The organism is Kribbella sp. NPDC004875 (assembly GCF_042873375.1).
Taxonomy (GTDB): Bacteria; Actinomycetota; Actinomycetes; order Propionibacteriales; family Kribbellaceae; genus Kribbella.
This window is the reverse complement of sequence record NZ_JBIALI010000001.1, coordinates 1,358,126-1,383,884: the sequence shown is the minus strand read 5'-3', so window position 1 is coordinate 1,383,884 and position 25,759 is coordinate 1,358,126. Positions and strand designations below refer to the sequence as shown.

Below are 25,759 nucleotides of genomic sequence, written 5' to 3'. Positions count from 1 at the left end.
ATGCTCGGTGAGGCTCTGCCCGAGGAGCTGCGCGACGCCGGCGAACGGCTGTCCGTCGACGAGCTCCGGTCCCGTCAGCTGTCGTTGCTCCAAGCAACGGTACGGCGGGCGTACGAGAACGTCCCGCACTATCGGACGGCGCTGGACGCCGTCGGGTTCAAGCCCGACGACCTGCGCGAGTTGTCCGACCTGAGCCGGTTGCCGTTCACCGCGAAGAAGGACCTGCGCGACAACTACCCGTTCGGGATGTTCGCCGTACCGCGGACCGAGGTGGCACGGGTGCACGCGTCGTCCGGGACCACGGGGCGGCCGACGGTCGTCGGGTACACCAAGCGGGACCTGGACAACTGGGCCGACCTGATGGCGCGGTCGATCCGGGCGGCCGGTGGACGCGCCGGCGACGTCTGTCACGTCGCCTACGGCTACGGCCTGTTCACCGGCGGGCTCGGCGCGCACTACGGGGCCGAGCGGCTCGGGTGCACCGTCGTACCGGTCTCGGGTGGGATGACCGAGCGGCAGGTGGACCTGATCCGGGACTTCGGGGCGCGGATCATCATGGTCACGCCGTCGTACTTCCTGTCGATCGTCGACGAGATGGAGCGCCGCGGTCTCGACCCGCGTGACACCGAGCTGCGGATCGGGATCTTCGGCGCCGAGCCGTGGACCGAGCAGATGCGGACCGAGGTCGAGGAACGGACCGGGATCCACGCCGTCGACATCTACGGGCTGTCGGAGGTGATGGGGCCCGGGGTCGCGCAGGAGTGTGTCGAGACGAAGGACGGGCTGCACATCTGGGAGGACCACTTCTACCCGGAGATCATCGACCCGGTCACCGGCGAGGTGCTGCCGGACGGGAGCGAAGGCGAGCTGGTCTTCACCACACTGACGAAGGAAGCCTTCCCGGTACTGCGGTACCGCACTCGCGACCTGACCCGCCTGCTGCCTGGCACCGCCCGCCCCGGCCTGCGCCGGATGGAGAAGATCACCGGACGCACCGACGACATGATGATCGTGCGCGGCGTCAACGTCTTCCCCACCCAGATCGAGGAACAGATCCTCCTGGTCGAGGGCCTCACCCCGCACTACCTCTGCGTGCTGACCCGACCCGGCCGCCTCGACGAACTCACCGTCCGGGTGGAAGCAGCCCCCGACCTGGTCGACCACACCACCGCGGCCACCACCCTCGCCCGCCGAATCAAGGACCGGGTAGGCGTCACCGCCACAGTCGACGTCGTAGCCCCCCACGCCCTGGAACGCTCCCTCGGCAAGGCGAAACGCATCCGCGACGACCGCAAGTAACTAAAGAAGGGACTCGGGCTGGGGTTGGCGACGGTGGGTTTTGTGGACGGCGGGTGGGCGGATGTGGGGGCGGACGAGTGCCTCGATCTCGAAGTCCTCGAGGTGGAACTTGGCGGCGATCTCGCGGTACGGCGCTCCGGTGCGGACCTGCGTGATGATGTCCGCCACGGGAACGTCGTCGACCATCGGGCGGCCGTACGAACGGTGCGGGTCCACGATCACGTCGATGTCCTGGTAGATCACGAGCCGCAGCGTCCCGGCGTACCCGTCGTCGGACCACCCGATCGCGGCGGACCCACGACGCAGTACGCCGGGGAACCCGCCCTGGCTGTCCCGGATCCGTTCCCAGCCCTGCTCGCGGCCCTCGGCGGCGATCTCCACCAACAGGTCGCGGCCGTCGTGGGCCAGACCGGACCAGGCCAACGGGTACCGGCGCCCGGCCCGCGAGCGGAGCGCGACGGCCGCCTCGCCGATCGCGTGCAACGACAAACCGGTACGGCGCAGGTGCCGGAGCATGTGCGTCTCGACCAGCCCCGCGAACGTGATCGTCGGCTCGCCGCGACTCCCCGTGCCCGCCTCGAGCGCTCCGGACCGCAGCCAGTCGCCGAGCGTGGTCGCCGGCAACCCGAGGTGCAGCGCGGCCTCGGCACGGGTGTACAGCGGCAGGTCGAACCGTGGATCCACGTCTCACCTCTCAGGCGAAGGGCGGTCGCCGACCCGACGAGCATGCCACCCCACCAGCCGACTTTGTGCCCCTACCGACCACTTCCAGGACCCGAAAATGGGTGGTGGGGGCACAAAGTGGTGGATACGGTGCACGCGCCATCGGCCCGACAGCCAGGAGTAACCGAAGATGACCGAAGTACAACGTCCGTCGCTGACCGCCGGAGAGCGCGAACAGCTGATCGGATGGCTCGACCTGCAGCGTTCGTTCGTCCGGATGAAATGCACCGGGCTGAGCGAAGAAGATGCCCACCGCAAGGTTGTCCCCACCTCCCCGCTGATGACGCCGGCCGGGCTCGTCGCGCACCTGCGCTGGGTGGAGTACTCGTGGTTCCAGATGGGTCTCGCCGGTGTCCCCGACACCGGGCAGACGCCGTGGCAGGAGGGTGCGCACGTCGACGCCGAGATGTTCGTCGACGACGTACCGCTCGCGCAGTTGCTCGACGAGTACGACGCGGAGTGCGCGCGCTCGAACGCCACCATCGCCGACCTCCCGCTCGAGGCCGTCGAGCAGGGGCAGCCGCCGGAGAAGGCGGCCTCGCTGCGCTACGTGCTGTGCCACATGATCGAGGAGACCGCCCGGCACGTCGGGCACCTGGACATCATCCGGGAACTCCTCGACGGCGCCACCGGATACACGAAGCCGGACTGATCCCGGACCGATCCGGGCGGCGACCGGGTTTGATCAGATGACCCGGTGACGCGTTCGCCGAGGGGTGGATAGGATGTCCGGCATCTGGCACGGGGTAGCGACAAGAGGTGTGATGAGGGAACCCTCCGTACGCCGTTATTCCGGGCGATCAGTCGAGGAGTGGAAGGCCGCGCGCCGGGAACGGTTACTGGCCGCCGCGCTCGAGCTCTTCGGGACCGAAGGATATCCGGCCACATCCGTGGAACGCCTGTGCACACAGGCGAAAGTGTCCACCCGGCACTTTTACCACGAGTTCCAGAACAAGGAGGCCGTGCTTCTCGCGGTGCATGCGCAGATGATCGAGCTGACGGTCCGCAGCACCGGCGACGCGCTCCGCCGGACCGCCGACCGGCCGGTCCGGGAGCGGATCGCCGCGGCCGTCGACTCGTACCTGCGGACCACGATGGCCGACCTGCGCCGGGCCCGGATCTCGTTCGTGGAGGTGGTCGGCACCAGCCCGGCGGTCGAGGAGCAGCGGATCGCGTTCCGGGAGTTGCTGATCGGCAACGTCCGCGACCTCGGCGACACCGCGGTCGAGCGCGGCGAGATCAACCGCAAGGACTTCCGGTTCCTCGCGCTGGCGTTCTTCGGTGCCGTGCACACCGTGGTCTACGACTGGATGCTGGCCGAGCCACGACCGCCGGAGCAGAAGGTGCAGAAGGCATTGCGAGACCTCGCGGTCCAGCTGATCACGGCCTAGCCCCTGGCTCAGGACACTAGAGCGGGTCGGGGATCGAGTAACGCTTGCGGAGTTCGGCGACCGCCTCGGCACGGGTCAGGGCGGCGCCGGCGTCGTACCCGGTCTCGAAGCGTTCGTTGCCCAAGGCATCACGGAGCTGGCCGACGAGGCGCTGTACGTCGGCGTCCGGGATCGCGCGGGTGCCCTTCAGCGTGGCTGCCAGCCCGAGCGTCCGGGCCGCGAGCTCGAACTCCTCGGTCACCACCAGTACGTCGACCGACGTCTCGATGACGGCGGCCGCGACCGGCATGTCCTCGGTGCCGAGCGCCAACTGGACCGCCTCCTGGCTGCACCGCTGCGCGTCCTCGACCTGACCGGTGGAGGCGTAGACCCGGCCGAGCTGCGACAGCAGAGCGGCCTGGCCGTGTGGCGCCATCCGCTCCACCTCGAGGTCGAGCAGCGAGTACCCGTGCTCGGCGAGCTCACGCGCCTCGTCGTACCGGCCGGTCCGGTGGGCGAGTTTGGCCATGCCCATGTACGACATCGCCTGGCCGCCGCGGGACCCGTTCTCCTCGGACAGCCGCAGTGCCCGGTCCAGGTCGGCGCGGGCACCGTCGTAGTCGGCGAGCTCGATCCGGCTGACCGCGCAACTGCCGAGCAACTGGGCGACCCCTTCGGTGGTCCCGAGCTCCTCGATCAGGCGGAGCGCCTCGATCAAGGACTCCAGCGCCTCGGCGTGCTCGCCGTTGTTGGCCTGGTACCCGGCGAGTCCGCGCAGCGCCATCGACATCCCGAACCGGTCACCGATCTCGCGGAAGCCGTTGAGCGCGACGGTCAGATTGGCCGCCATCTCCGCGACCTCGCCGTCGTTCTCGCGGAACATCGCGCTGGTCATCACGCCCATGTTCCGGATCCACGGGTCGGGATGCCGGCCGGCGGCCTCCAACTGCTCGAAGCAGGTCACCTTGTCCCGCCGGATCGCCGCCCACACCGCGTTGGTGAACAGCCCGATCCCGGAATCCACCAGCAGTTGGTGGCGACGGGTCATCCAGCGGACCGTGGCGAGGCCGCGGATCATCTGCTGGAACGACCGGACCGGGTCCTGTTCACCCGACATCCGGCCCATCGCCAGCAGGTAGAGCGCTTCGGCCTTGTCCAGCGGGACGCTCTTGCCCGGCACCGCGAGCGCGGCCTGCATCCAGTTGACCGCCTCGGCCGGGCGGCCGCTCATCGTCCAGTACTCCCCCAGCACCGCCACCATCTGTACGGCGACCCGCGCCGACCCGGTGTCGATCGCGTTCCGGAGCCCGTCGATCAGGTTCTCCTGGTCGGCGGTGAGTCGCGCGATCCACTGGATCTGCTCACCGGTCCGCAGCTTCGGCCTGGCCTTGCGGAGCATCCGGCTGAAGTACACCGTGTGCGCGCGCCGGAAGCGCTCGTACTCACCGGCGGCCTTCAGCTGCTCGGCGCCGTACGCACGGACCGTCTCGAGCATCCGGTAGCGCACGGACCGCTCGTCCGCCGCGGCTTCGACGAGAGACTTGTCGACAAGGGACGCCAGTACGCCGAGCACGGACTCGGGCGGGATGCTCTCGTCACTGCAGATCTGCTCGGCCGCGTCGAGCGTCGCGCCACCGGAGAACAGCGAGAGCCGCCGGGCGACCGCCTGCTCGTCCGGGTCGAGCAGGTCCCAGCTCCACTCCACGACCGCTCGCAGCGTCTGGTGCCGGGGCAGTGCCGTCCGCGATCCGCTGGTCAGCAGGCGGAACCGGTCCGTCAACCGGTCCACGATCTGTGGCGGGTTCAGCGCCCGCAGCCGCGCCGCCGCCAGCTCGATCGCGAGCGGCATGCCGTCCAGGCGCCGGCAGATCTCGGCGACCGCCTCCCGGTTCGCATCGATCAGTGCGAAGTCCGGCCGTACGGCGCGGGCTCGGTCGACGAACAGTTGCATCGCCGGGTACGCGTCCACGCCGGCGCCGTCGTGCTCCGGCGGCAGGCCGAGCGGGCCGACCGGGTGCAGGTGTTCACCGGGGATGCTGAGTGGCTCGCGGCTCGTCGTCAGGACCCGCAACCGCGGACAGGATGCGAGCAGCGAGTCGACCAGCCCGGCGACTTCCTGAACCAGGTGCTCACAGTTGTCGAGAACCAGCAGGATGCGCCGGTCCCCGATGACCTCGACGAGTCGCTGGGTCGCGGCGCGGCTGGTCGGCAGGTGCTTCGCGGCGAACGACGTCGACGGAAGGTCGACGTACTCACTCGCGCCGAGGGCGGACAGGACGGCGGGGGCCACGTCGGCGGCGTCACCGAGGGGCGCGAGCTCGACGAACCAGATGCCGTCGCCGCTCTGGTCGACGAGCGTCCGGCCGGTCTCGTTGGCCAGTCGGGTCTTGCCGGCACCGCCCGGGCCGACCATCGTGACCAGGCGGGTCCCGTTGCTCAGCAGGCGGGTCAGCTCGGCCACGTCTTCCTGGCGGCCGACGAAGCTGGTCAGTGGCGCACGTAAGTTGCTGCGCGGCACCGACGGCGCCGGGGGCGGGACGGCGGAGGTCTTCGCGACCGGATCCACGGTGTCGCCGCGGAGCACCGCGACGTGCAGTTCCCGGAGGCGGGCGCCTGGGTCGGCGCCCAGCTCATCCGCGAGCGTGGCGCGGATCCGTTCGTACGCCGCCAACGCCTCGGCCTGGCGATCGTCGGCGTACAGGGCTCGGATCAGGAGCTCGTGCAGGCGCTCGCGGAGTGGGTGGGTGGCGGCGAGATGCTCCAGGTCGGAGATGAGGTCGCGGGCGTGGCCGCAGCTCACGGCCGCCTCGGCGAGATCCTCCGCGGCGGCCAGCCGCAGCTCGGCCAGACGGTCCGCCTCGACCGCGGCGAACGGGAGATCGCGCAGGTCGGTCAGGGCCTCACCACGCCACAGCTTGTCCGCCTGGGTGAGGAGCGCGTGGGCCTGCTCGGGGTCGGACGTGAGGTACCCGCGCCCACGGCGTACCAGCTCCTCGAACTGGAGGGCGTCGACACAGTCCGGACCGATGGTGAGGGTGTAGCCGGCTGGGCCGGACTGGACCGAGATGCTCGATTCGGTCGCCGGCAGACCGGCGCGCAGCCGGGAGACGAGGGACTGCAGTGCGTTCGCACTCGGCGCCCCGCTGCCCCAGAGCCCGTCGACCAGGGTCTCGACGCTGACCGGACGGCCGGCGCTCAGCGCGAGGCGCGCGAGCAGCCCACGCAGGCGGGCGCCGCGGATGTCGAGCGGGGTTCCGTCGGCCGCCCACATCGCGAGAGGACCGAGCACCGCTATGCGCACCTCACAAGCCTCGCACATCCCCCCGACCAAACCCTCTGCCTTTTGTCACTTCGCTCCCCGAACCACCCCAGAACGTGGGCCGCTGTGGCTGGCGTTCGAATCGTGCTGGCCGCGGGGGTGGTTCGAGGCTTAGGCTCCGAACTCGTGACTGAAATCGCCGCGCGGACGCAGGTCGCGCTCTCTCGAATCGTCGCCGAACGGCAGTCCAAGGGACGGGTACCCGGGGTGGTGGGCGCGGTCGCCCGCGCCGGGTCGCTGGCGTGGTCAGCCGGTGCCGGGTCCGCCGACCTGGACAACCCGGGCGTCCCGCCGACCGCGGACTCCCAGTTCCTGATCGCCTCGCAGAGCAAGACGCTGACCGCGGTGGCGATCATGGCGCTGCGTGACGAGGGCAAGCTCAGCCTCGACGACCCGATCGAGAAACTGATCCCGCAGAGCAAGCACGAAGGCATCACCGTGCGGCAGATGCTCAGCCACGCCAGCGGGATGCAGCGCGAACCGGTCGGCGACGTCTGGGACCTGATGAAGTTCCCGTCCCGCGAGGAACTCGTGCCGGGCTGGAACGAAGCGTCCCGGATCGGCAAGCCGCACCACCGCTTCCACTACTCGAACCTGGTGTTCTCCCTGCTCGGTGAGATCGTCGCCCGAATCGACGGCCGCTCCTGGTACGACGCCGTCAAGGCACGCATCCTCGACCCGCTGGAGATGCGCCGTACGACGGTCGGCATGGACGGCGGCCCGGCCCAGACCGGGTACTACGTGCCGCCGTGGAGCGACGTACCGGTCAAGGAGCCGCTGCTCGACATCGGCGCGATGGACGCCTGCGGCGGGCTCGCGTCGACGGCCGAGGACCTGGCGAAGTGGGCGATGTTCATCGCGAACCCGGTCGACGAGGTGCTGTCGAAGGACACCCTCGACGAGATGTGCCAGGTGCAGATCATGGCGGACGTGGACCGCTGGCAGCTCGCCTTCGGTCTCGGGTTCATGCTGCTGCGCCGCGGCGACCGGCTGTTCGTCGGGCACGACGGCGGGATGCCCGGTCACATCACCTCGACGTTCGTGCACCGCGAGTCCGGTACGGCGGGGATCGCGCTCTTCGGATCCACGTCGTCCCCCGCACCGAGCGCCCTCGCGACCGACCTGATCATCAAGGTCCTCGAGGACGACCCGCTGCCGCCCGAGGCCTGGGTGCCGGGCACGGAGGTGCCGGCCGAGTACGCCGGCGTCCTCGGCACCTGGTTCTCCGAGGGCAGCCCGTTCGACTTCACGGTCAAGGGCGGCGTACTGCACGCCAAAGGTCGCGGTGCGCCCGAGCATCAGGCGCCCGCGGTCTTCGAGCGGATCGCCGAGGACACCTACCGGACCGTCTCCGGCCGCGAGACCGGCGAGGAACTCCGCATCACCCGCGACGCCACCGGCACCCCGACAAAGTTGCACTGGGCAACCTACCTGTGCACCCGGGAGCCCTTGTCCTTCGGCGAGATCAACCCGGGCTGAGGACGCCCGGGGGCGTCACCGTCCTGAGACCGAACTCCGGTCTCAGGTCCGGCGGCGGTAGGCGCGGATCGCCAGCGGCGCGAAGACCGCGACCAGACCGACCATCCAGGCCAGCGTGATCAGCAGCGGCTTCTGCAGGTCGCCGCCACCCATCAACGCCCGCTCGGTGTCGACGAGGTACGTGATCGGGCTGATGTGCACGAAGGACTGCAGGAAGCCCGGCAGCGTGTCGGTCGGTACGAAGATGTTGCTGCCGAAGGTCAGCGGGAACATCACCAGGAACGCGATGCCCTGCACACCCTGGGCGGTCTTCAGCGTGAGCCCGAGCCAGACCCAGATCCAGCACATCGACAGCGCGAACAGCAGCACGATCAGCATCGCCAGCAGCCCGTTGGCGACGCCGTTCTCGAACCGGAAGCCGAGGACGAAACCGCTCACCATCAGGATCACGATCGACAGCGCGTACCGGACCGCGTCGCCGAGCACCGCACCGATCAATGGTGCGATCCGGGCGATCGGCAGCGACCGGAACCGGTCGAACACACCCTTCGCGAAGTCGTCGTTCAGCGCGACACCGGTGCCCATCGTGGAGAACACGACCGTCTGCACCAGCAGACCGGGCAGCAGGTACGGCAGGTACTGGTGCCAGTCGCCGCCCTGCGAGATGGCACCGCCGAAGACGAACACGAACAGCACCAGGAAGATGATCGGCTGGAACGTCACGTCGGCGAGGGCTTCCGGGTTCTGCCGGATCCGGACGATGTTGCGCCAGGCCAGGGTCAGGCTCTGCTGCACCCAGGCGAACGGCCGGGTACGGCGGCCCGCGTGGGCCGGAGGTACTTCAAGAGTTGCGGCGCTCATCGGCCCACTCCTTCCAGAACGTTGCCGGTCTGCTTCTCTTCGGCGGTGTGCCCGGTCAGCGCCAGGAACACCTCGTCGAGGCTCGGCAGCCGCAGCGACAGTTCGGTCACCGCGATGCCTTCCTCGTCCAGCCGCCGTACGACGACCGGCATCGACGAACCGTCCGTCACCGGCACACTGACCAGCGCGTTCACGACGTCCACGGAGGGACGGGCGCCGACGGATTCGGCGACGATCGCGGCGACTCGCTCGAGGTGCGCGGGCTCGGCCGGGCGGACGTCCAGCGACTGTTTGCCCGCCTGCGCCTTCAGCTCGGCCGGCCGCCCGGAGGCGACCACGGAGCCCTTGTCGAACACGACGATCGAGTCCGCGAGCGCGTCGGCCTCTTCCAGGTACTGCGTGGTGAGCAGCACCGTGGTGCCGTCGAGGACCAGGTTGCGGACCGTCTCCCAGACGCCGTTGCGGGCGTGCGGGTCGAGGCCCGTGGTGGGCTCGTCGAGGTACAGGATGCTCGGGTCGCCGACCAGGCTCGCGGCCAGGTCGAGGCGGCGGCGCATACCGCCGGAGTACGTCTTGGCGATCCGGTCGCCGGCGTCGGTCAGCTCGAATCGCTCCAGCAGCTCGTCGGCCTTGGCCCGCGACTGACCGCGTGAGTACCCGAGCAGCCTGCCGATCATGATCAGGTTCCGGCGGCCGGACATGTCCTCGTCGACCGAGGCGTACTGTCCGGTCAGCCCGATGATGCTGCGTACCTTGCCGGCTTCGCGAACGACGTCGTACCCGCCGACCGTGGCGTGGCCGCCGTCGGGGCGGAGCAGGGTGCCGAGAATGCGGACCGCGGTCGTCTTGCCGGCGCCGTTCGGGCCGAGGACCCCGAGAACGGTGCCGGTGGGCACGCTCAGGTCGACGCCGGCAAGTGCGGTCGTGTTGCCATATTTCTTGACCAGACCGACCGCCTCGATGGCGACCTGGTTCGTTGTGGTCATCGGTTCCTCCCAGTGGAGTTGCTTACTGGGACCACCGTGCCGTGCGCGCCTGGCACCGGCCTGGCACTCGGCTGACAGGGCGTATCAGCGCGCTGTCTCAGCCTCCAGCGGGACGATCCGGTTGGCGAGCAGCGCCTGGTACGCCTCGGGGTTGTAGCGCGCCAGGTTGCCGCGGGCGCGCCGCCGGTACTTGATGATCTGCCGGGTACCGATCGCCCACAGCACGTACTGGAACGCCAGCGCGAACTTGAAGTCGCCGATCGCCTGCGGCGCGCCGCCGGACGACGCGTCCAGCAGTACGCCGACCATCCCGATGCAGATCAGGGTCGCGATGAAGCCACCGGTGTTCACCATCCCGTTCGCCGCCCCGAACCGGGTCGCGGGGTTGAACGTCCGCGCATAGTCCAGCCCGAGCATCGACCCCGGCCCACCCGCGGCCTGTACGACGATCAGCAGCAGGAGCACCGGCATCGGCGCACGACCCGGCCAGAGCAGTACGACGGTCCACATCAGCACCGAGCCGGCGACGACCGCCAGCACGATCCACGACCGGTAGAACGGGAACCTGGCGGCGTACCGCCCGACCAGCGGGCCGTAACAGAGCCCGGCGAGCACGGGGACGATCAGCATCGCCGCCGCGGTCGTCGGCGCCACGCCCTGCCCCTGCACCAGGAACGGGTAGCCCCAGAGCAGGCCGAAGGTGCTGCCGGAGAAGCTGGTGGTGAAATGCGTCCACAGACCGAGCCGCGTGCCCGGCTCCTGCCAGGCCTGCCGCAGGTTCCGCCTGACCTCGCCGAGCGGCATCTTCGGTCGCTTGAGCGGTTCGTCGTACGGCGTGTCCTTGATCAGGAACAGCACGAGCAGACCGGCGGCGAGACTCAGGACGCTCGCGCCGGCGAACGTCGGCGTCCAGCCGAAGGCGTGGAACGCGGCCGCCATCGGGACGGTCGACATAATCGCGCCGAGACCACCGAGCATTCCGGTGGCCTGCGACATCACCGGCTGCCGGAGCGCTGGGAACCAGGACATGACCACGCGCAGCACGCTGATGAACACCAGTGCGTCACCGACACCGAGAATCGCGCGCGCTGCGAGCGCGGCGGGGTACGAGTCGACAAGGCTGAACGCGGACTGCGCCACGAACAGCAGGCCGGACGCGGCCAGCAGCAAACGTTTGGATCCGTAGCGGTCGAGCAGGATGCCGACGGGCACCTGCATCGCGGCGTACACCGTCAGCTGTACGACGGTGAAGCTCGCCAGCGCGGACGCGGAGATGTGGAAGCGTTCGGCGGCCTGCAGGCCTGCCACGCTCATCGAGCCGCGATGCAGCACGGTCACGAGGTACGTCAGGACAGCAGTGGCCCACACCGCCCAGGCTCGCCGACCGCCCAGGGGGAAGAGGAGTTCGGTCACCGAGTGCCCCGCAGATCGTTCGAGGCTTCGGCGATGTGGGCGACGACGAGCTCCCGGAAGCGCTTCACGCTGTTGCCGCCGAGGGCGTCGATCATCTCCTGGTGCGCGGTGATCGACCTGTCCATCCGGGCCGGCTGGACCTCGATGCCCGGCACGCCCATCCGCACCTGGCGGTCCCGGAGGCTGTTGTAGAGCTTGGCCAGAATCTGGTTGCCTGCGGCATCGACGATCGCCTCGTGGAAAGCCCGGTCGGCCTCCAGGAAGCTCTTCGCGTCACCCGCCTTGCGGTACGCGCGCATCTCGTCGACCCGCTCGGTCAGGTTCTCGATCAGTTGCCGGCGCCGCGGCCACACCTTGGCTGCCGCGTGCGTCTCGATCAGCTCACGGGCCTCGAGGACGTCGTCGACCTCCTGCGGCAGCACCGGCAGGACGAGCGCACCCTTCTTCGGGTACAACCGGACCAGGCCGGATTCCTCCAGGCGGAGCAGGGCTTCGCGGACCGGCGTCCGGGAGACACCGACCGCGGTCGCGAGCTCGCCTTCGGTGAGCAGCTCGCCGCCCGGGTACTCCCGGTCGAGGATCGCTGCCTTCACATAGGCGTACACCCGCTCGGCCGCGGGGATCTTCTCCACCCCCGGCGCCGCCTCGACCACCACCCGCGCGATCTCCGCGGTCTCGTCACCCAGGATCAACGCATCATTCGCCGGCACTTGATCCGGCTTCCCGCCTGCCACCGCACTCCAACCCATACGACTCGTATACCTGATGTATCTATGGTGGCATATGCGCACCACCCACAGCTAATCCACCGCGGGCAGCAGTTATTCCCCAGGATGTCCACGAGTTATCCACAGGCAGATCCACAGGATGTGGGCAACTGAGCGTGATCAGCCGGACGCTGGGTAGTGACGAACGCAGGGTTTCCCCTGTGTTGTGGATGAACGCCGCCGGAGGCTGACATTCCGCTCTAGAGTCCGGTCTACCGGCCCGGGCCCGTCCGCCCGGGCCCCGCCCTCGAGGAGGCAGCGTGTCCCGAACTTCCCGCCGGCTGGCGGCCGGTCTTTCCGCCACCGCACTGACCTGCGCGTCACTGGCCGCCGCGACCACCGCGAACGCCGTCGCGCTCGACGACGCGGCCGCCGGCCCGCTGATGAACTACGTGGTCAACACCAAGGCGACCCCAGGTCACGTTCGCAAGACCGAGGACGCGGTGAAGGCCGCCGGCGGGACGGTGCTGATCTCGTACAAGCAGCTCGGCGTCGTGGTCGCGCAGTCGACCAACCCAGATTTCCGGACAGCTGTCCGATCCGGGCACAACGGGCGCGAGATCGAGTCCGTCGGCGCCACCCGGACCGCCGCGGTCAGCGAAGGCGCCGGCGGGTCGACCGCGATCGCCGACACCGAGGCGACCCCGGTCCCCGACCCGCAAGAGGGCGACCAGTGGGACATGGCCCAGATCAAGGCCGACCAGGCGCACGCGGTGACCGACGGTTCCCGGAGTGTGCTGGTCGGCATCAACGACAGCGGCGTCGACGACACCCACCCCGACCTCGCGCCGAACTTCGACGCGCGCGACTCGGTGAGCTGCGTGAAGAACGGCGTACCGGACCAGACGCCCGGCGGCTGGCGCCCGACGACCAGCTCGCACGGCACCCACGTCGCCGGCACGGTCGCGGCGGCACGTAACGGGATCGGGATCGTCGGCGTGGCACCAGGAGTGCGGATCGCCTCGGTCAAGGTGGTGAACGACGCCGGCTACATCTACCCGGAGTACTCGATCTGCGGGATCGTGTGGGCCGCCGAGCACCACATGGCGGTGACGAACCACAGCTATTTCATCGACCCCTTCGAGTTCTGGTGCAAGGACAACGGTGACCAGGGCGCGGTGCAGGAAGCGGTCCGGCGCGCGTACGCGTGGGCGACCGGCCAAGGAACGCTCTCGGTCGCGGCGGCCGGCAACTCGAACTACGACCTCGCCAACAAGACCACCGACAACGGCAGCCCGAACGATTCGACCGCCGTACCGCGCACGATCAACAACGACTGCCTCGACATGCCGACCGAGCTCCCCGGCGTGATCACCGTCGCCAGCACCACCCAGACCCGCGCCCGGAGCAGCTTCTCCAACTTCGGCCTGAACAAGATCGACGTCGCCGCACCCGGCAGCTCGATCCTGTCCACCCTGCCCGGCGGCGGCTACGGAAAGATGAGCGGTACGTCGATGGCGTCGCCGCACGTCACCGGCGTCGCGGCCCTGATGAAGTCCGTCCACCCGTGGTGGGGCCCGCGCGACATCGAACGCGCCCTCCAGGCCGAAGCCGACGACACCGCCTGCCCCGCCACCCCCGACGCCCGCTGCACCGGCACCACCGCCAACAACTCCTTCTACGGCGAAGGCATCGCCGACGCCCTCGACGCAGTACACCGCTGAGCCGAGTGGGGGTCCACCGCCCGGGACCCCCACTCACTTCTCCAGGAACCGAAGAGTCCGCCCCGACCTATCCCGTGGTGATCAGGATGATGCCGGTCACTACTACGGCTGCGGCGGCGGCTCGTTTGGGGCCGAAGCGTTCGTGGAAGAAGAGGGCGCCGATGACGGCGCCGAAGATGATGCTGGTTTCGCGGAGGGCGGCGATGGCGGCGAGGGTGCCTCGGGTTTGGGCCCAGAGGACCAGGCCGTAGGCGGCCATCGAGACGACGCCGCCGATCAGACCGGAGACGATGGCGGGTTTCGGGAGGTTGAACGTCCGCGGCCCGCGCCACAGCAGGACCGCGATCGGGACCGTGAAGCCCTGCAACATGAAGACCCAGCCCATGTACGTCACCACCGGCATCTTGTGCACAGCCACGCCGTCCACCACCGTGTACGACGCGATCATCAGCCCGGTGCCGATCGCAGCGAACAGCGCCGGCACCTGACCGCGTCCAGGCCGCCCGATGAACACGAGCGCGATCAACCCGGCCGACACCAGCAGTACGCCGGCCAACTCGAGCACCGCCAAATGCTGATGCAGTACGACGATCGAAACCACGGCCACGACCCAAGGCGACGTACCGCGGGCCAACGGATACATCTGACTGAACTGACCCAGCTGATAGGACGCCAACAGCCCGCCGAGGTACGCCAGATGCAGCAGCGCCGACGCGATGATGAACCGCCACGTGCCGCTAGGCGGCAGCCCCGTCGTCAGCACGCCGACCAGCCCGATAACCCCCGCCGCGAGCTGGAACAACGCCAACCCAGCGACCCGATCCGGTGCCCCGTGCGCCATCGCGTTCCACGTAGCGTGCAGAACCGCCGCCCCCAGCACCACCACAATCACCAGCACCTGCCCACCCTCTCACCGCCCACCTGGCAGGTCAGGTGGATATTCGACTGGCGGGCTGTTTGAGCTCTGGCGGGTTACAACCCGCCAGTCGCCACACAACCCGCCAGCCGTCAGAGCAGTCCGAGAGTGCGGAGGCTTTCGGCGGTTTCGACGATGGTGGTCTCCGGGTCGCGGGGGTGCCAGTCGAGGTCCTTGCGGGCGCGGTCGTTGTGGATGATGGGGCGAGGGAGGTCGGGGCCTTCGGCCTCCTCGGTGGGGGTGGTGACGCCCAGGTGCCGGTGCAGGATTTGGGCGAGCTCCAGGAAGCTCAGCGTCGGGCCGTTGGCGACGGCGAGGTAGCGGTTGCCTGCGGCAACTTTTGAGGCCATGGCGCGGAGGTGCAGGTCGGCGACGTCGCGGACGTCGACGACTCCGAAGCGTGCTCGGGGTGCCACGGTCATCGAGCCGTCCAGCAGCATCGTGATCAGCTGCGTCGAGGACCGCTGGCCGGCGGTCAGGGCCGGTCCGAAGATCGCGGTCGGGTTGACCGTCACGAGTTCGGTGCCGGCGTCCTTCATCAGGTCCCAGGCGGCACGTTCGGCGATCGCCTTCGAGCGCGGGTACGGCGCGAGACCCGGCGTATCGGGATCGGTCCAGTCGTCCTCGGTGAACTCGGCCCCCGGTTTCGGCGTGTACCCGACAGCAGCAAATGAAGACGTCAGTACGACGCGACGCGCGCCGGCGTCCCGCGCGGCCCGCAGTACCCGGAGAGTGCCTTCGCGCGCCGGGACGATGAGCTCGTCGGGGTCCTCCGGCTGCGTGGCGGGAATCGGCGAGGCGACGTGGTGGATCTCCGCGCAGCCGGCGACCGCGGCGGGCCAGCCGTCGTCGGACAGCAGGTCCGCGGTGACGATCTCGAGGCGGGAGTCGTCCGCCCCACCACGGCGTACGGCGGCGCGTACGTCGTCGGCGCGGGACGGCGAGCGCACCGTCGTACGGACCTCGGATCCGTTGCGCAACAGCTGGGCGATCAGATGGGTGGCGAGGTACCCGGAGCCTCCGGTGACCAGGATCATTGCAGTGCTCCCAAGGCGGTGACGACGCCGACGAGGCGTTCGGTGACTTCGGATTCGGCGGCGTGGTCGCCGCGGTCGCGGGCGTCCCACAGCGCGGCCTTCTCGCGCAGGTACTCGAGGCGTACGTGCTGCGCGGCGATCTCGGCCTTGATCCGCTCCGCGTGCCGCAGCAACAGGTCGCGCTGCTCGGCGGCCGCCGCTCGGCCGCGGGCGCGGTTCGCGAGGTAGGTCCGCATGTCGTCGATCCCGACGCCGGCGGCCCGCAGACAGGCCAGCGCTTCGAGGGTGTCGACGTCCGTACTGCGGTACCGGCGGTGGCCGCTGCTCGCGTCACGGTCGATCGGGCCGACCAGGCCGACGTCCTCGTAGTACCGCAGGGTCGGCTCGCTGAGGCCGCTGCGCCGGGCGACCTGCTGGATGGTGAAGCTTGTCATGTCACCCACGGTCACATACCTCAAGCGCTTGAGGTCAACCACCGGGGAACCCCCGGGTCGCGGCGGAGGATTCGCGAGGCTGGGCGGACCTGCAGCACTCACAAACCAGCCCGCTCGGCACGGGCTCACGCTCAACCGAACGCCCGGCCGGCCGAGGCAGCGATGTTGGTGAGTGCTGCAGGTCCGCACCCGTCGACGACAGCGCAAGGCCCGGGCGGTCGTGCGCCCGGGCCTTACGGAGGTACTGCTCAGAACATCAGTGCGCGGGCCGGGTCCTCGAGGATGCTCGCGACGTCGGCGAGGAAGGTGGAGCCCTTCTCGCCGTCGATCAGGCGGTGGTCGAAGGACAGCGCGAGCGTGGTGATCCAGCGCGGGACGATCTCGTCGTCCACCACCCACGGCTGCTTCCGGACCGCCCCGAACGCGAGGATCGCGGCCTCGCCCGGGTTGATGATCGGCGTACCGGCGTCGACGCCGAACACGCCGACGTTGGTGATCGTGAACGAACCGCCCGCCTGGTCCGCGGGTGCGGTCTTGCCCTCGCGGGCGACGGCGACGAGATCGTTCAGCGCCCGGCACAGGTCCGGGAGGGTGAGCTGGTCGGCGCCCTTGATGTTCGGGACGATCAGCCCGCGCGGGGTGGCCGCGGCGATGCCGAGGTTCACCGAGCCCTTGTACACGATCTCCTGCGCCTGCTCGTCCCACGCGGCGTTCACGATCGGGGTACGCCGGGCCGCCAGCGTGACCGCCTTCGCGACGATCAGCAACGGCGAGACCCTGAGATCCCGGAACGCCTTGTCGCCCTTGAGCCGCTCGACCAGCTCCATGGTGGCGCTGACGTCGACGGTGATCCACTCGGTCACATGCGGCGCGGTGAACGCACTGGTCACCATCGCCTGCGCCATCACCTTCTGCACGCCCTTCACCGGCACGCGAGTGTCACCCGACGCGCTTGCCACCGGCGCGGCTTCGTACGCCGCCGGCTCGACCACCGCAGGAGCCGCGGCGAACGACTCGACGTCAGCCCTGGTGATCACCCCACCCGGCCCGGTCGCAGTCACCGACCCCAGGTCAATCCCCAGGTCCTTGGCCAACTTCCGCACCGGCGGCTTCGCCAACACATGCACCGCCCCGCCGAAAACACCGGAGGCGCCGAGGGCGCCCGGACTGCCCGGACTGCCCGGAACAGCAGACGCGCCCGCAGCGGCGGCAGCCGGTGCGGCGGCAGCCGGTGCGGCAGCTGGTGCGGCAGCTGGTGCGGCGGCAGCCGGGGCGAATCCTGTGGTTGGGGCCGGCTGGGAAACAAACCCCGCAGCCGGAGCCGGCGCCGAGCCCGCGGAGGCTGCGGGAGCCGTCGAACCCTTGCGGGCCCGGCGCTTGGCCTCGGTGGTCTTGGGGCCGTAGCCGACGAGTACCGCCGTCCGGCCGCCCGTCTCCTCCGGCTCGGGAATGCTCGGCACCATGTCGTCCGCGAGGCCCTCGGCCGCCTCGGTCTGCACCGAGATGATCGGCGTACCGACCGGGACCGTCTCGCCCTCCGGCACCAGCAACTCGGTGATCACGCCGGCGAACGGCACCGGCAGCTCGACCAGCGACTTCGCCGTCTCGATCTCGACCACGGTGTCGTTGAGCTTGACCGTGTCGCCCGGCTTGACCTTCCAGCTGACGATCTCGGCCTCGACGAGGCCTTCGCCGACATCGGGCAGGCGGAACTGCTGGATCCCCATCAGTACCCCATCACCCGGTCGACGCCGTCCAGCACCCGGTCGAGGTCCGGAAGGTAGTCGTCCTCCATCCGCGACGGCGGGTACGGGGTGTCGTACCCCGTGACGCGCAGCACCGGCGCCTCGAGGTGGTAGAAGCACTCCTCGGTCACCCGCGCGGCGATCTCGGACCCGGGGCCGAGCGACAGCGGCGCCTCGTGCACCACGACCGCCCGCCGGGTCTTCTTCACCGACGCGAAGATCGTCGCCAGGTCCAGCGGCGAGATCGTCCGCAGGTCGACGACCTCCAGGTTGCGCCCGTCCTCGACCGCGGCCTCGGCCGCCTGCAGGCAGGTCTTCACCATCGGGCCGTGGCAGAGCAGCGTCGCGTCGGTGCCCTCGCGGACCACCTTCGCCTGGTGCAGCGGCTGCGCCGGCGGCACGGACTCGTCCAGCTCGGCCTTCTCGTGGTACCGGCGCTTCGGCTCGAAGAACACCACCGGGTCGTCGGACGCGATCGCCTGCTGGATCATCCAGTACGCGTCGACCGGGTCGCCACAGGACACCACCTTCAGGCCGGCGACGTGCGCGAACAGCGTCTCGGGCGACTCCGAGTGGTGCTCGACCGCGCCGATGCCGCCGCCGAACGGGATCCGAATCACGATCGGCATCCGGATCTTGCCCATCGACCGGTAGTGCATCTTCGCGACCTGGCTGATGATCTGGTCGTACGCCGGGAACACGAACCCGTCGAACTGGATCTCGCACACCGGCCGGTACCCGCGCAGCGCGAGCCCGACGGCGGTACCGATGATCCCGGACTCGGCCAGCGGGGTGTCGATCACCCGGTCCTCGCCGAAGTCCTTCTGCAGTCCTTCGGTGACCCGGAAGACACCACCGAGCTTGCCGATGTCCTCACCCATCACGAGGACCTTCGGGTCGTTCTCCATCGCGGCCCGCAGGCCGGCGTTGATGGCCTTGCCGAGAGTGATCTTGGTCATCGCTCAGCCCTCGCCTTCGAACGACGCGGCGTATGCGGCGTACTGATCCCGCTGCTCGGCCAGTTGCGGCGTCTCCTCGACGTACACGTGCTGGAAGAACTCGGTCAGCGTCGGCTCCGGCAGCGACAGGCAGCCGGCCCGCAGCTCGGCGGCGATCTTGTCCGCGTCGGCTTCGATCTCGTCGAAGAAGTCGTGGTCGACCTCGGCGTGACGGGCCAGGTAGGCGTGCACGCGCTCGATCGGGTCCTTGAGCTTCCAGTGCTCGAGGTCCTCGTTCAGCCGGTACTTCGTCGGGTCGTCGGACGTGGTGTGCGCACCCATCCGGTACGTGTACGCCTCGATCAGCGTCGGGCCGCTGCCCTCGCGGGCGCGCTTCATCGCCTGCTGCGTGACGGCGTACGTCGCGAGGACGTCGTTCCCGTCGACGCGGACGCCGGGAAAGCCGAAGCCGGCGGCCCGCTGGTACAGCGGGATCCGGGTCTGCCGGTCGATCGGCTCCGAGATCGCCCACTGGTTGTTCTGGCAGAAGAACACCACCGGCGCGTTGAACACCGAGGCCCAGATGAACGCCTCGTTGACGTCGCCCTGGCTGCTCGCGCCGTCACCGAAGTACGCGATCGTCGCCTCGCCGTTCTCGGCGTCGCCGATCGCGTGGTCGCGCTGCTGGCCCATCGCGTACCCGGTCGCGTGCAGCGTCTGGGCGCCGATCACGATCGTGTACAGGTGGAAGTTGTTGTCCTTCGGGTCCCAGGCACCCTGGTCGACGCCGCGGAACAGGCCGAGCAGGTTCAGCGGGTTGACCCCCTGGCACCAGGCGACGCCGTGCTCGCGGTAGGTCGGGAAGACCATGTCCTTGTCGTTCAGGGCGCGGCCCGAGCCGATCTGCGCGGCCTCCTGGCCGAGCAGCGACGCCCACAGGCCGAGCTCACCCTGGCGCTGCAGGGCGGTCGCCTCGGCGTCGATCCGGCGGACCAGGACCATGTCCCGGTAGAAGCCCTTGATCGCCTCGTCGTCCAGGTCGAACGCGTAGTCCGGGTGCTCGACGCGCTCACCCTCGGGCGTCAGGAGCTGGACGAACTCGACCTCCTCGGAGGCCTGGGGCGGACTGACCGGCGCCTCGTGGGGCGCGAACACTTCCGGGGCAGGGCCCGGCACCGACTCACTCACATGCACTCCTCGGGTTCGAGCGCGGGATCGCCGCGACCGCAACGTTGCACGGGGCCCGGCCCGTTGCGCCGGATGAGGCTTCCAAGGCTGGTCCGCGTGATTCCAGGGGTTGATGCACTGCTGGCAGTGGACCTCCTCACTGGTCTCACTCCCATCTTGCCGGACACCGTACCGACCAGGTGCCTGATCCGCTAACTAGCTGGACGCTCGCGGGTACGGCGGTACCGAAATCGGTCCTGCGGTGAGACACCAGTCCATCCACTGGTCCTATCGACGCGCTCATATTACAGAGATCGGCCATCTCGACATCATGTGTCACAAATTCGTCTCGATCGGGAGCCGCCACCCGGCTTGGCCGGAAACCGTGGATCGGTGGCCGGAAACCGTCTTGCGCGGCCGAACGAGCAAGTCTTAGCGTAAGCATCATTCCTGCATGACACACCTGACAAGGCGAGGGGGTTCAGATGACCGCCGCTGCCCCGGCCCGAGTGGTCGAGACCGGTTCCCGGACGGCGTCCGGAGCGATGATCTGGACCGCGCTCGCGGTGGTGTACGTCGTCTGGGGCTCGACCTACCTGGCGATCCGGGTGGTCGTGGAGGCGGAGATCCCCCCGATGCTCGGGATGGCGACCCGCTTCCTCACCGCGGCGCTGCTGATGGCCGCCGGCCTGGCCCTGAAATCGGGCTGGCAGCGACTCCGGATCACTCGCCGCGAGGCGATCGGCGCGGCGACGGTCGGCATCCTCCTTCTTGCCTTCGGCAATGGTGCGGTCGCGGTCGCCGAGCAGACCGTGCCGTCCGGACTGGCGGCGCTGCTGGTCGCCGCGATCCCGCTGTGGCTGATGCTGCTGCGGGTCGGCGGCGGCGAGCGCCCCCGTGCGCTGACCTGGGCCGGCGTACTGATCGGCTTCGGCGGGGCGGCACTGCTCGCGTTGTCAGGTGGCAACACGAGCGCGAAGCCGCTGTCGGTGGCGATCCTGGTCATTGGCACGATCTGCTGGGCGACCGGCTCCCGGTTCGCACCCCGCCTCGGCCTGCCGCGCGACCCCCTGGTGACAGCGCTCTACGAGATGGTCTTCGGCGGTACGGCGATGGTGCTGCTCGGCGTACTGCGAGGTGAGCCCGGGCGACTGCACCTCGACCGGATCCACGGCACCGGGTGGCTCGCGCTGGCGTACCTCGTGGTGTTCGGGTCGCTGCTCGCGTACACGGCGTACTCGTATCTGCTCGCGAACGCGCCGATCTCGCTGGTCGGGACGTACGCGTACGTGAACCCGGCGGTGGCGGTGTTCCTCGGGTGGCTGATCCTCAGCGAGAACCTGACCTGGCAGATCCTGCTCGGCGGTGCGGTGATCATCGTCGGCGTCGCGCTCGTGGTCACCGCGGAGCGCCGGCGGCGCTAGCCGGTCCCCGCACAAGGAAAGACCCGGGCCACGAGGACCCGGGTCTCCCACCGCTGCCGATGCGCGCGGCAGCGGGTCCGGCCGCCGGTCGCGCTGTGCCCCGAAAAAACACGGCGCGAAACTCCGGCAATGGTTCCAACCATATTCCGATGTATCGTGCTATTGCCAATTCGGCGACCACCGAGCCCACCGAGAACAATCTTCCGATTCACCGGGTCATCCGTCACCCGCGCTGACTCAACGACGTACCCGGACATCGGTTACGGGTTCTTCCATCTCAATTTCCACTCGCTCTCCCGACCGTGCGATGACCGGCAAGTTGCCTGGTCAGCGCGATTTTCGCTGCCTCGTCAGGGAACTCATCACGGGAAAACTATGCGCCCCGCGGGGATCAGAATTGTTGACGAAAAAGTTTGTAACCGGGCACGCCAGGTGTCGTTAGCAACTAAGACGAATCCGTCAAACCCGAAAGGAAACCTGGCATAATGCAGGTAACTCGCAAGATCGTCGCGGCTGCGGCAGTGGCGACCGTCGCCACCCTCGGCCTGGCCACCATGGTGAGCGCCAACGTTCTGGATGACGCGCAGCAGAAGGCTCAGGACGCCGGTCTCGCCGACGCGGTGTCCGCAGCCAGCAAGCAGGGCTACGACGCGGGCCACGCCCGCTGGTGGGGCGTCCGCAAGGACGGCTCGCTGGTCGCCATCGACCGCAACGACCTCGGCGCGGTCCAGGCCTGCCACAACTTCGGTGCCGGCACCGGCATCGGCGGCACGGTTCCGGCCCAGGACATCACCGGCATCGTGGGCTGGGGCAACGACGGCAACAGCGTCACCGCCGTCAAGACCTGCGAGCAGGACAACGAGCAGAACCGCCAGTGGTACAAGGCTGACGGCAACGGTGTCGTCTCCGTGAGCGACAACAAGGTCGGCCCGTGGCAGGTCTGCCACAACGAGATCGACGCCACCGGCATCGGCGGCACCGTTCCGCTGACGAACCCGGTCGGCATCCTCGGCCTGGACAACGACGGCAACTCCGTTGACTCGCTCAAGACCTGCGAGCAGAGCAACGAGCAGAACAACTGACCCTCCCTGGTCAGTGATGCAGGACCCGAAAGAGCCACCTCGGTGGGGTGACTGATTCGGAGCACCATCGCAGTACGCAACACAGCGGCGCCGGGAGCAAGCCTCACTCCTCCCGGCGCCGCTTCTTTGTGCTCCTCCACCCCGCCGCCCCAGTGCATGATCGGCGCCCCACCCGGCGCCCCACCCGGCGGTCCCGTCCGGCGGTCCCGGTCCGGCGCCCCACCCGGCCGTCCCGGTCCGGCGCCCCCTCCCGGCGGTCCCGGTCCGGCGCCCCCTCCCGGCGGTCCTGATCCGGCGCCTCCCCCGCGCCGGCGCCTCTCCCCGGTCCGACCCTCTCTTCCCGATCCCAGCTCCCCGCGACGCGCCAGCCAGCGTGGCGTGGCGTGGGCGAACGCGGTGTGGGCGAACGACGCGGCGCGGGTGACTGCTGGCACCCGACGTCGTCGGTCCGCGCGCCATGTGGTGCGCCCCTGACTCGGCACGCTTGGCACACCTCGCCGAGTCGTGTCGAATGGTCTGCGCCCCCTTCCCCGAATCGTGAACCGAGGTCCCAAAACACGAACCAGCCCCCACGACTCGACGGCCAGTTCCTGCCATCGCGGTCTGTCGTGGTCGCGCAATCCGGTGCTGGACCACACGTGGAGCCGGCGGCGCCGTCAGAGCCAGCGTGCCCGGACGGCTCGGCGGTACGGCGGCTCGGATATTCCGAGCTCAGGTACCGCGGGCTCGGAGACCGCGGGCTCGGAGACCGCGGGCTCAGGAGTACCGAGGACTCAGGTGCGGCCGCCGCCCTCGCCTGACTGCCGTCAGCTAAGGGGTCATCCGTTGAGCTGGAGGGTTGCCCCCGCGAATTCTGAGGGGGCAACCCTCCAACTCGACAGGCAACCATCAGGTGAGAGCTAGGCGCTCGGGTACGGCGAGCTCGGGTACGGCGAGCTCGGCGTACCGCGGGCTCGGCGTACCGCGGGCTCGGCGTACCGCGGGCTCGGCGTACCGCGGGCTCGGCGTACCGCGGGCTCGGCGTACCGCGGGCTCGGCGTACCGCCAACCGGGGGCGTGGGATGCGGCGCGGGATTCTGGCTGAGCTTGGGTGGGTCGGGTTGTGCGGTCGGGAGTGGGTTACGTGAGGTCGCGGAGGTCTACGCGGGAGCCGTTGGGGAGGTCTTGGGTGAGAAGGGACCAGATTCCGGTGGCGGCGGATTCGGGGGTGGTGAGGGCGCCGGTGCGCTTGAGGTCGTGGAAGCGGGCGACCGAGGGGAAGTCGGACTCGGCGGTCGCGCGGATCTCGGACTGCATCGCGGTGTCGACCACGCCCGGCGCCACGGCGATCACGCGGCACCCGTCCGCCGGTTGCTCCTGGCCCACGGTTCGGACCCAGTGGTCGACGGCTGCTTTGCCGGCGTTGTACGACGACCAGCCGGCGTACGCCGTCTTCGCGGCTCCCGAGGACAACATCACGAGATGCCGCTCGCACTTCAGGTGCGCCGAGGCGCGGAGGAACGCGGCACCGAGGACCTGTGGTGCCGCGGAGTTCAGGAGCGCGGCCCGGGTGTAGGCGGTCGGGTCGACGCCGGCGGCGGGGCCGATCGGAGTGACGGCGCCGGCGTTGTGGATGAAGATCGCGCGATCGCCGTCGTACTCGGCCAGTTCCTTCGTGAACTGCTGTTCGACGAGCGGCCAGTCCGCGGGATCCGCGAGGTCGGCGCGCAGGTGCTCCGCCGTACCGCCACGCCGGGAGATGTCGATGACGCGGGCATCCGGGAACGGCACCGCAGCCGCCAGCGCGGCGCCGATCCCCGCCGAAGCCCCGGAAATCCAGACGAGAGCACTCACCCGCGAGAGCCTCTCACAAGCCACCCCGCCCGGCCGGGCCCGCTACACCCCGCCTGGTGTCGCCACCCGGTATCCGCACGCTCACCATCGCCACGCGGCACCCGACCCACTGCCGCCACAGGGTCTTGCGCACTTACTGGCGCCAGGTGCGGGCGACTTGCAGGAAGAGGTCGTTGGCTTCGCGTTCGCCGATGGTTACCCGGACGCCTTCGCCGGGGAACGGGCGGACCGACACGCCCTCGGCCTGGACCGCTTCGGCGAACCTCATCGTGTCCTCGCCGAGCTCGAGCCAGACGAAGTTGGTTTCCGACTCGGGTACGTCCCAGCCGGCGGACCGGAGGCCGTCGACGACGCGGTTCCGTTCGGTGACCAGGGCATCGACGCGTTCGAGCAGTTCGTCCTCGACGGCGAGGGATGCGATCGCGGCCGCCTGCGCCACGTAGCTGACGCCGAAGGGCAGCGCGCACTTGCGGATCGCGGCAACCACCGGCGGGTGACCGATCGCGTACCCGACCCGGAACCCGGCCAGCCCGTAGGCCTTGGAGAACGTCCGCAGTACGAGCACGTTCGGGCGGTCCCGGTAGAGGTCCACGCCGTCGACGACATCGGCGTCGCGGACGAACTCGCGGTACGCCTCGTCGATCACGACCAGGACGTTGGACGGTACGGCGTCGAGGAACGCGAGCAGCTCGTCGCGGCGTACCACCGGGCCTGTCGGGTTGTTCGGCGTGCAGACCAGAACGACCTTGGTGCGGTCGGTGATCGCGGCTTCCATCGCCTTGAAGTCGTGGCGGGCATCGGCGGTGAGCGGGACCTTGACCGACGTGGCGCCGGTGAGCTGTACCGCGATCGGGTACGCCTCGAACGAGCGCCAGGCGTAGACCACCTCGTCACCGTCCGCGACCGTCGCCTGCAGCAGGTGGTAGAGCAGGGCGACCGATCCGGTGCCGACCGCGAGATCACTCACCGGTACGCCGAAGCGGTCCGACAGCGCCTCGAGCAGGTCGACGGCGCCCATGTCCGGGTAGCGGTTCATCTGGGCCGCGGCCGCGGTCGCGGCGGCGAGCACCCCCGGGAGCGGCGGGTACGGGTTCTCGTTGCTGGACAACTTGTACGTCGGCCGTCCGTCCGAGCGCTCCGGCGGACGACCCGGCTTGTAAGCCGCGACGTCGTCCAGACAGGCGCGAAAGCGAACCTCATGGTCAGGGGTCATGCCCGCAGGTTAGTCCTTACACCACCCCAGAACCACCCTCCCCCAAGCGTCCTCCACCACACCCACGGCACACCCACGGCACACCCACG

At 69.5% G+C, this 25,759-nt stretch carries 22 protein-coding genes; 8 read left to right on the top strand and 14 right to left on the bottom strand.

Annotation, left to right across the window (positions count from 1 at the left end):
* Positions 1–1,299, top strand: a complete 1,299-nt coding sequence (paaK, locus tag ACFYRH_RS06690; RefSeq protein WP_387769205.1) for a phenylacetate--CoA ligase PaaK — start codon at positions 1–3, stop codon at positions 1,297–1,299.
* On the opposite strand, the gene ACFYRH_RS06685 is transcribed toward paaK, so the two are convergent.
* Complete coding sequence (locus ACFYRH_RS06685) at positions 1,300–1,983, bottom strand: hypothetical protein (protein ID WP_387769202.1); 684 nt, start codon at positions 1,981–1,983, stop codon at positions 1,300–1,302.
* A gap of 169 nt (positions 1,984–2,152) precedes the next feature.
* Here ACFYRH_RS06685 and ACFYRH_RS06680 point away from each other — a divergent pair, with 169 nt between their 5' ends.
* Both ACFYRH_RS06680 and ACFYRH_RS06675 read left to right on the top strand, forming a co-directional pair.
* Positions 2,153–2,674 carry a DinB family protein gene (locus tag ACFYRH_RS06680; protein ID WP_387769199.1) on the top strand — a complete coding sequence of 174 codons (522 nt, stop codon included), beginning with the start codon at positions 2,153–2,155 and terminating at the stop codon, positions 2,672–2,674.
* Positions 2,675–2,747: 73 nt separating this feature from the next.
* On the top strand, positions 2,748–3,413 hold the full coding sequence (locus ACFYRH_RS06675) for a TetR/AcrR family transcriptional regulator (RefSeq protein WP_387769196.1): 666 nt from the start codon (positions 2,748–2,750) through the stop codon (positions 3,411–3,413).
* Positions 3,414–3,429: 16 nt separating this feature from the next.
* Here the strand turns inward: ACFYRH_RS06675 and ACFYRH_RS06670 are convergent, their stop codons facing one another.
* Positions 3,430–6,681 (bottom strand): BTAD domain-containing putative transcriptional regulator, encoded by a 3,252-nt coding sequence (locus ACFYRH_RS06670; RefSeq protein WP_387769193.1) that lies wholly within the window; start codon positions 6,679–6,681, stop codon positions 3,430–3,432.
* A gap of 156 nt (positions 6,682–6,837) precedes the next feature.
* On the opposite strand from ACFYRH_RS06670, the gene ACFYRH_RS06665 reads away from it, so the two are divergent.
* Complete coding sequence (locus ACFYRH_RS06665; protein WP_387769190.1) at positions 6,838–8,190, top strand: serine hydrolase domain-containing protein; 1,353 nt, start codon at positions 6,838–6,840, stop codon at positions 8,188–8,190.
* 42 nt (positions 8,191–8,232) lie between these two features.
* On the opposite strand, the gene ACFYRH_RS06660 is transcribed toward ACFYRH_RS06665, so the two are convergent.
* From ACFYRH_RS06660 to ACFYRH_RS06645, 4 genes are all read right to left on the bottom strand, one after another.
* Complete coding sequence (locus ACFYRH_RS06660) at positions 8,233–9,051, bottom strand: ABC transporter permease (RefSeq protein ID WP_387769187.1); 819 nt, start codon at positions 9,049–9,051, stop codon at positions 8,233–8,235.
* On the bottom strand, positions 9,048–10,037 hold the full coding sequence (locus ACFYRH_RS06655) for an ATP-binding cassette domain-containing protein (RefSeq protein ID WP_387769184.1): 990 nt from the start codon (positions 10,035–10,037) through the stop codon (positions 9,048–9,050). Before ACFYRH_RS06655 ends, ACFYRH_RS06660 begins: the two co-directional genes overlap by 4 nt.
* Positions 10,038–10,121: 84 nt before the next feature.
* Complete coding sequence (locus ACFYRH_RS06650) at positions 10,122–11,450, bottom strand: nitrate/nitrite transporter (protein WP_387769181.1); 1,329 nt, start codon at positions 11,448–11,450, stop codon at positions 10,122–10,124.
* Positions 11,447–12,160 (bottom strand): GntR family transcriptional regulator, encoded by a 714-nt coding sequence (locus tag ACFYRH_RS06645; protein ID WP_387769178.1) that lies wholly within the window; start codon positions 12,158–12,160, stop codon positions 11,447–11,449. Before ACFYRH_RS06645 ends, ACFYRH_RS06650 begins: the two co-directional genes overlap by 4 nt.
* Before the next feature lie 317 nt (positions 12,161–12,477).
* Between ACFYRH_RS06645 and ACFYRH_RS06640 the strand changes: the two genes are divergently transcribed.
* A complete protein-coding gene (locus ACFYRH_RS06640) occupies positions 12,478–13,881 on the top strand; it encodes a S8 family serine peptidase (RefSeq protein WP_387769175.1) in 1,404 nt (467 codons plus the stop codon).
* A gap of 67 nt (positions 13,882–13,948) precedes the next feature.
* Here the strand turns inward: ACFYRH_RS06640 and ACFYRH_RS06635 are convergent, their stop codons facing one another.
* From ACFYRH_RS06635 to pdhA, 6 genes are all read right to left on the bottom strand, one after another.
* Positions 13,949–14,779, bottom strand: a complete 831-nt coding sequence (locus tag ACFYRH_RS06635) for an EamA family transporter (RefSeq protein ID WP_387769172.1) — start codon at positions 14,777–14,779, stop codon at positions 13,949–13,951.
* A gap of 110 nt (positions 14,780–14,889) precedes the next feature.
* Entirely contained in the window at positions 14,890–15,834 is a 945-nt protein-coding gene (locus ACFYRH_RS06630) for an NAD-dependent epimerase/dehydratase family protein (protein WP_387769169.1), read from the bottom strand.
* Positions 15,831–16,268: a MerR family transcriptional regulator gene (locus tag ACFYRH_RS06625; protein WP_387769166.1), complete on the bottom strand. Its 438-nt coding sequence runs from the start codon at positions 16,266–16,268 to the stop codon at positions 15,831–15,833. The genes ACFYRH_RS06630 and ACFYRH_RS06625 overlap by 4 nt, the downstream gene beginning before the upstream one ends.
* A gap of 248 nt (positions 16,269–16,516) precedes the next feature.
* Positions 16,517–17,995 (bottom strand): dihydrolipoamide acetyltransferase family protein, encoded by a 1,479-nt coding sequence (locus ACFYRH_RS06620; protein ID WP_387769163.1) that lies wholly within the window; start codon positions 17,993–17,995, stop codon positions 16,517–16,519.
* Positions 17,995–18,972 carry an alpha-ketoacid dehydrogenase subunit beta gene (locus ACFYRH_RS06615; protein WP_387769161.1) on the bottom strand — a complete coding sequence of 326 codons (978 nt, stop codon included), beginning with the start codon at positions 18,970–18,972 and terminating at the stop codon, positions 17,995–17,997. Before ACFYRH_RS06615 ends, ACFYRH_RS06620 begins: the two co-directional genes overlap by 1 nt.
* A gap of 3 nt (positions 18,973–18,975) precedes the next feature.
* Positions 18,976–20,139, bottom strand: a complete 1,164-nt coding sequence (gene pdhA / locus ACFYRH_RS06610) for a pyruvate dehydrogenase (acetyl-transferring) E1 component subunit alpha (RefSeq protein ID WP_387769158.1) — start codon at positions 20,137–20,139, stop codon at positions 18,976–18,978.
* 464 nt (positions 20,140–20,603) lie between these two features.
* On the opposite strand from pdhA, the gene ACFYRH_RS06605 reads away from it, so the two are divergent.
* The 3 genes from ACFYRH_RS06605 (at position 20,604) to ACFYRH_RS06595 (ending at position 23,708) form a co-directional block, all read left to right on the top strand.
* On the top strand, positions 20,604–21,542 hold the full coding sequence (locus ACFYRH_RS06605) for an EamA family transporter (protein ID WP_387769155.1): 939 nt from the start codon (positions 20,604–20,606) through the stop codon (positions 21,540–21,542).
* A 485-nt stretch (positions 21,543–22,027) separates the two neighbouring features.
* Complete coding sequence (locus ACFYRH_RS06600) at positions 22,028–22,624, top strand: hypothetical protein (protein ID WP_387769153.1); 597 nt, start codon at positions 22,028–22,030, stop codon at positions 22,622–22,624.
* An 892-nt stretch (positions 22,625–23,516) separates the two neighbouring features.
* The gene (locus tag ACFYRH_RS06595; protein WP_387769150.1) at positions 23,517–23,708 is read left to right on the top strand and encodes a hypothetical protein; all 192 of its coding nucleotides are present in this window, start codon (positions 23,517–23,519) and stop codon (positions 23,706–23,708) included.
* Between the two features lie 35 nt (positions 23,709–23,743).
* Here the strand turns inward: ACFYRH_RS06595 and ACFYRH_RS06590 are convergent, their stop codons facing one another.
* Positions 23,744–24,457, bottom strand: coding sequence for an SDR family NAD(P)-dependent oxidoreductase (locus tag ACFYRH_RS06590; protein WP_387769147.1), 714 nt, complete (start codon positions 24,455–24,457; stop codon positions 23,744–23,746).
* 133 nt (positions 24,458–24,590) lie between these two features.
* Entirely contained in the window at positions 24,591–25,670 is a 1,080-nt protein-coding gene (gene hisC, locus ACFYRH_RS06585; RefSeq protein WP_387769144.1) for a histidinol-phosphate transaminase, read from the bottom strand.
* Positions 25,671–25,759: the final 89 nt, after the last annotated feature.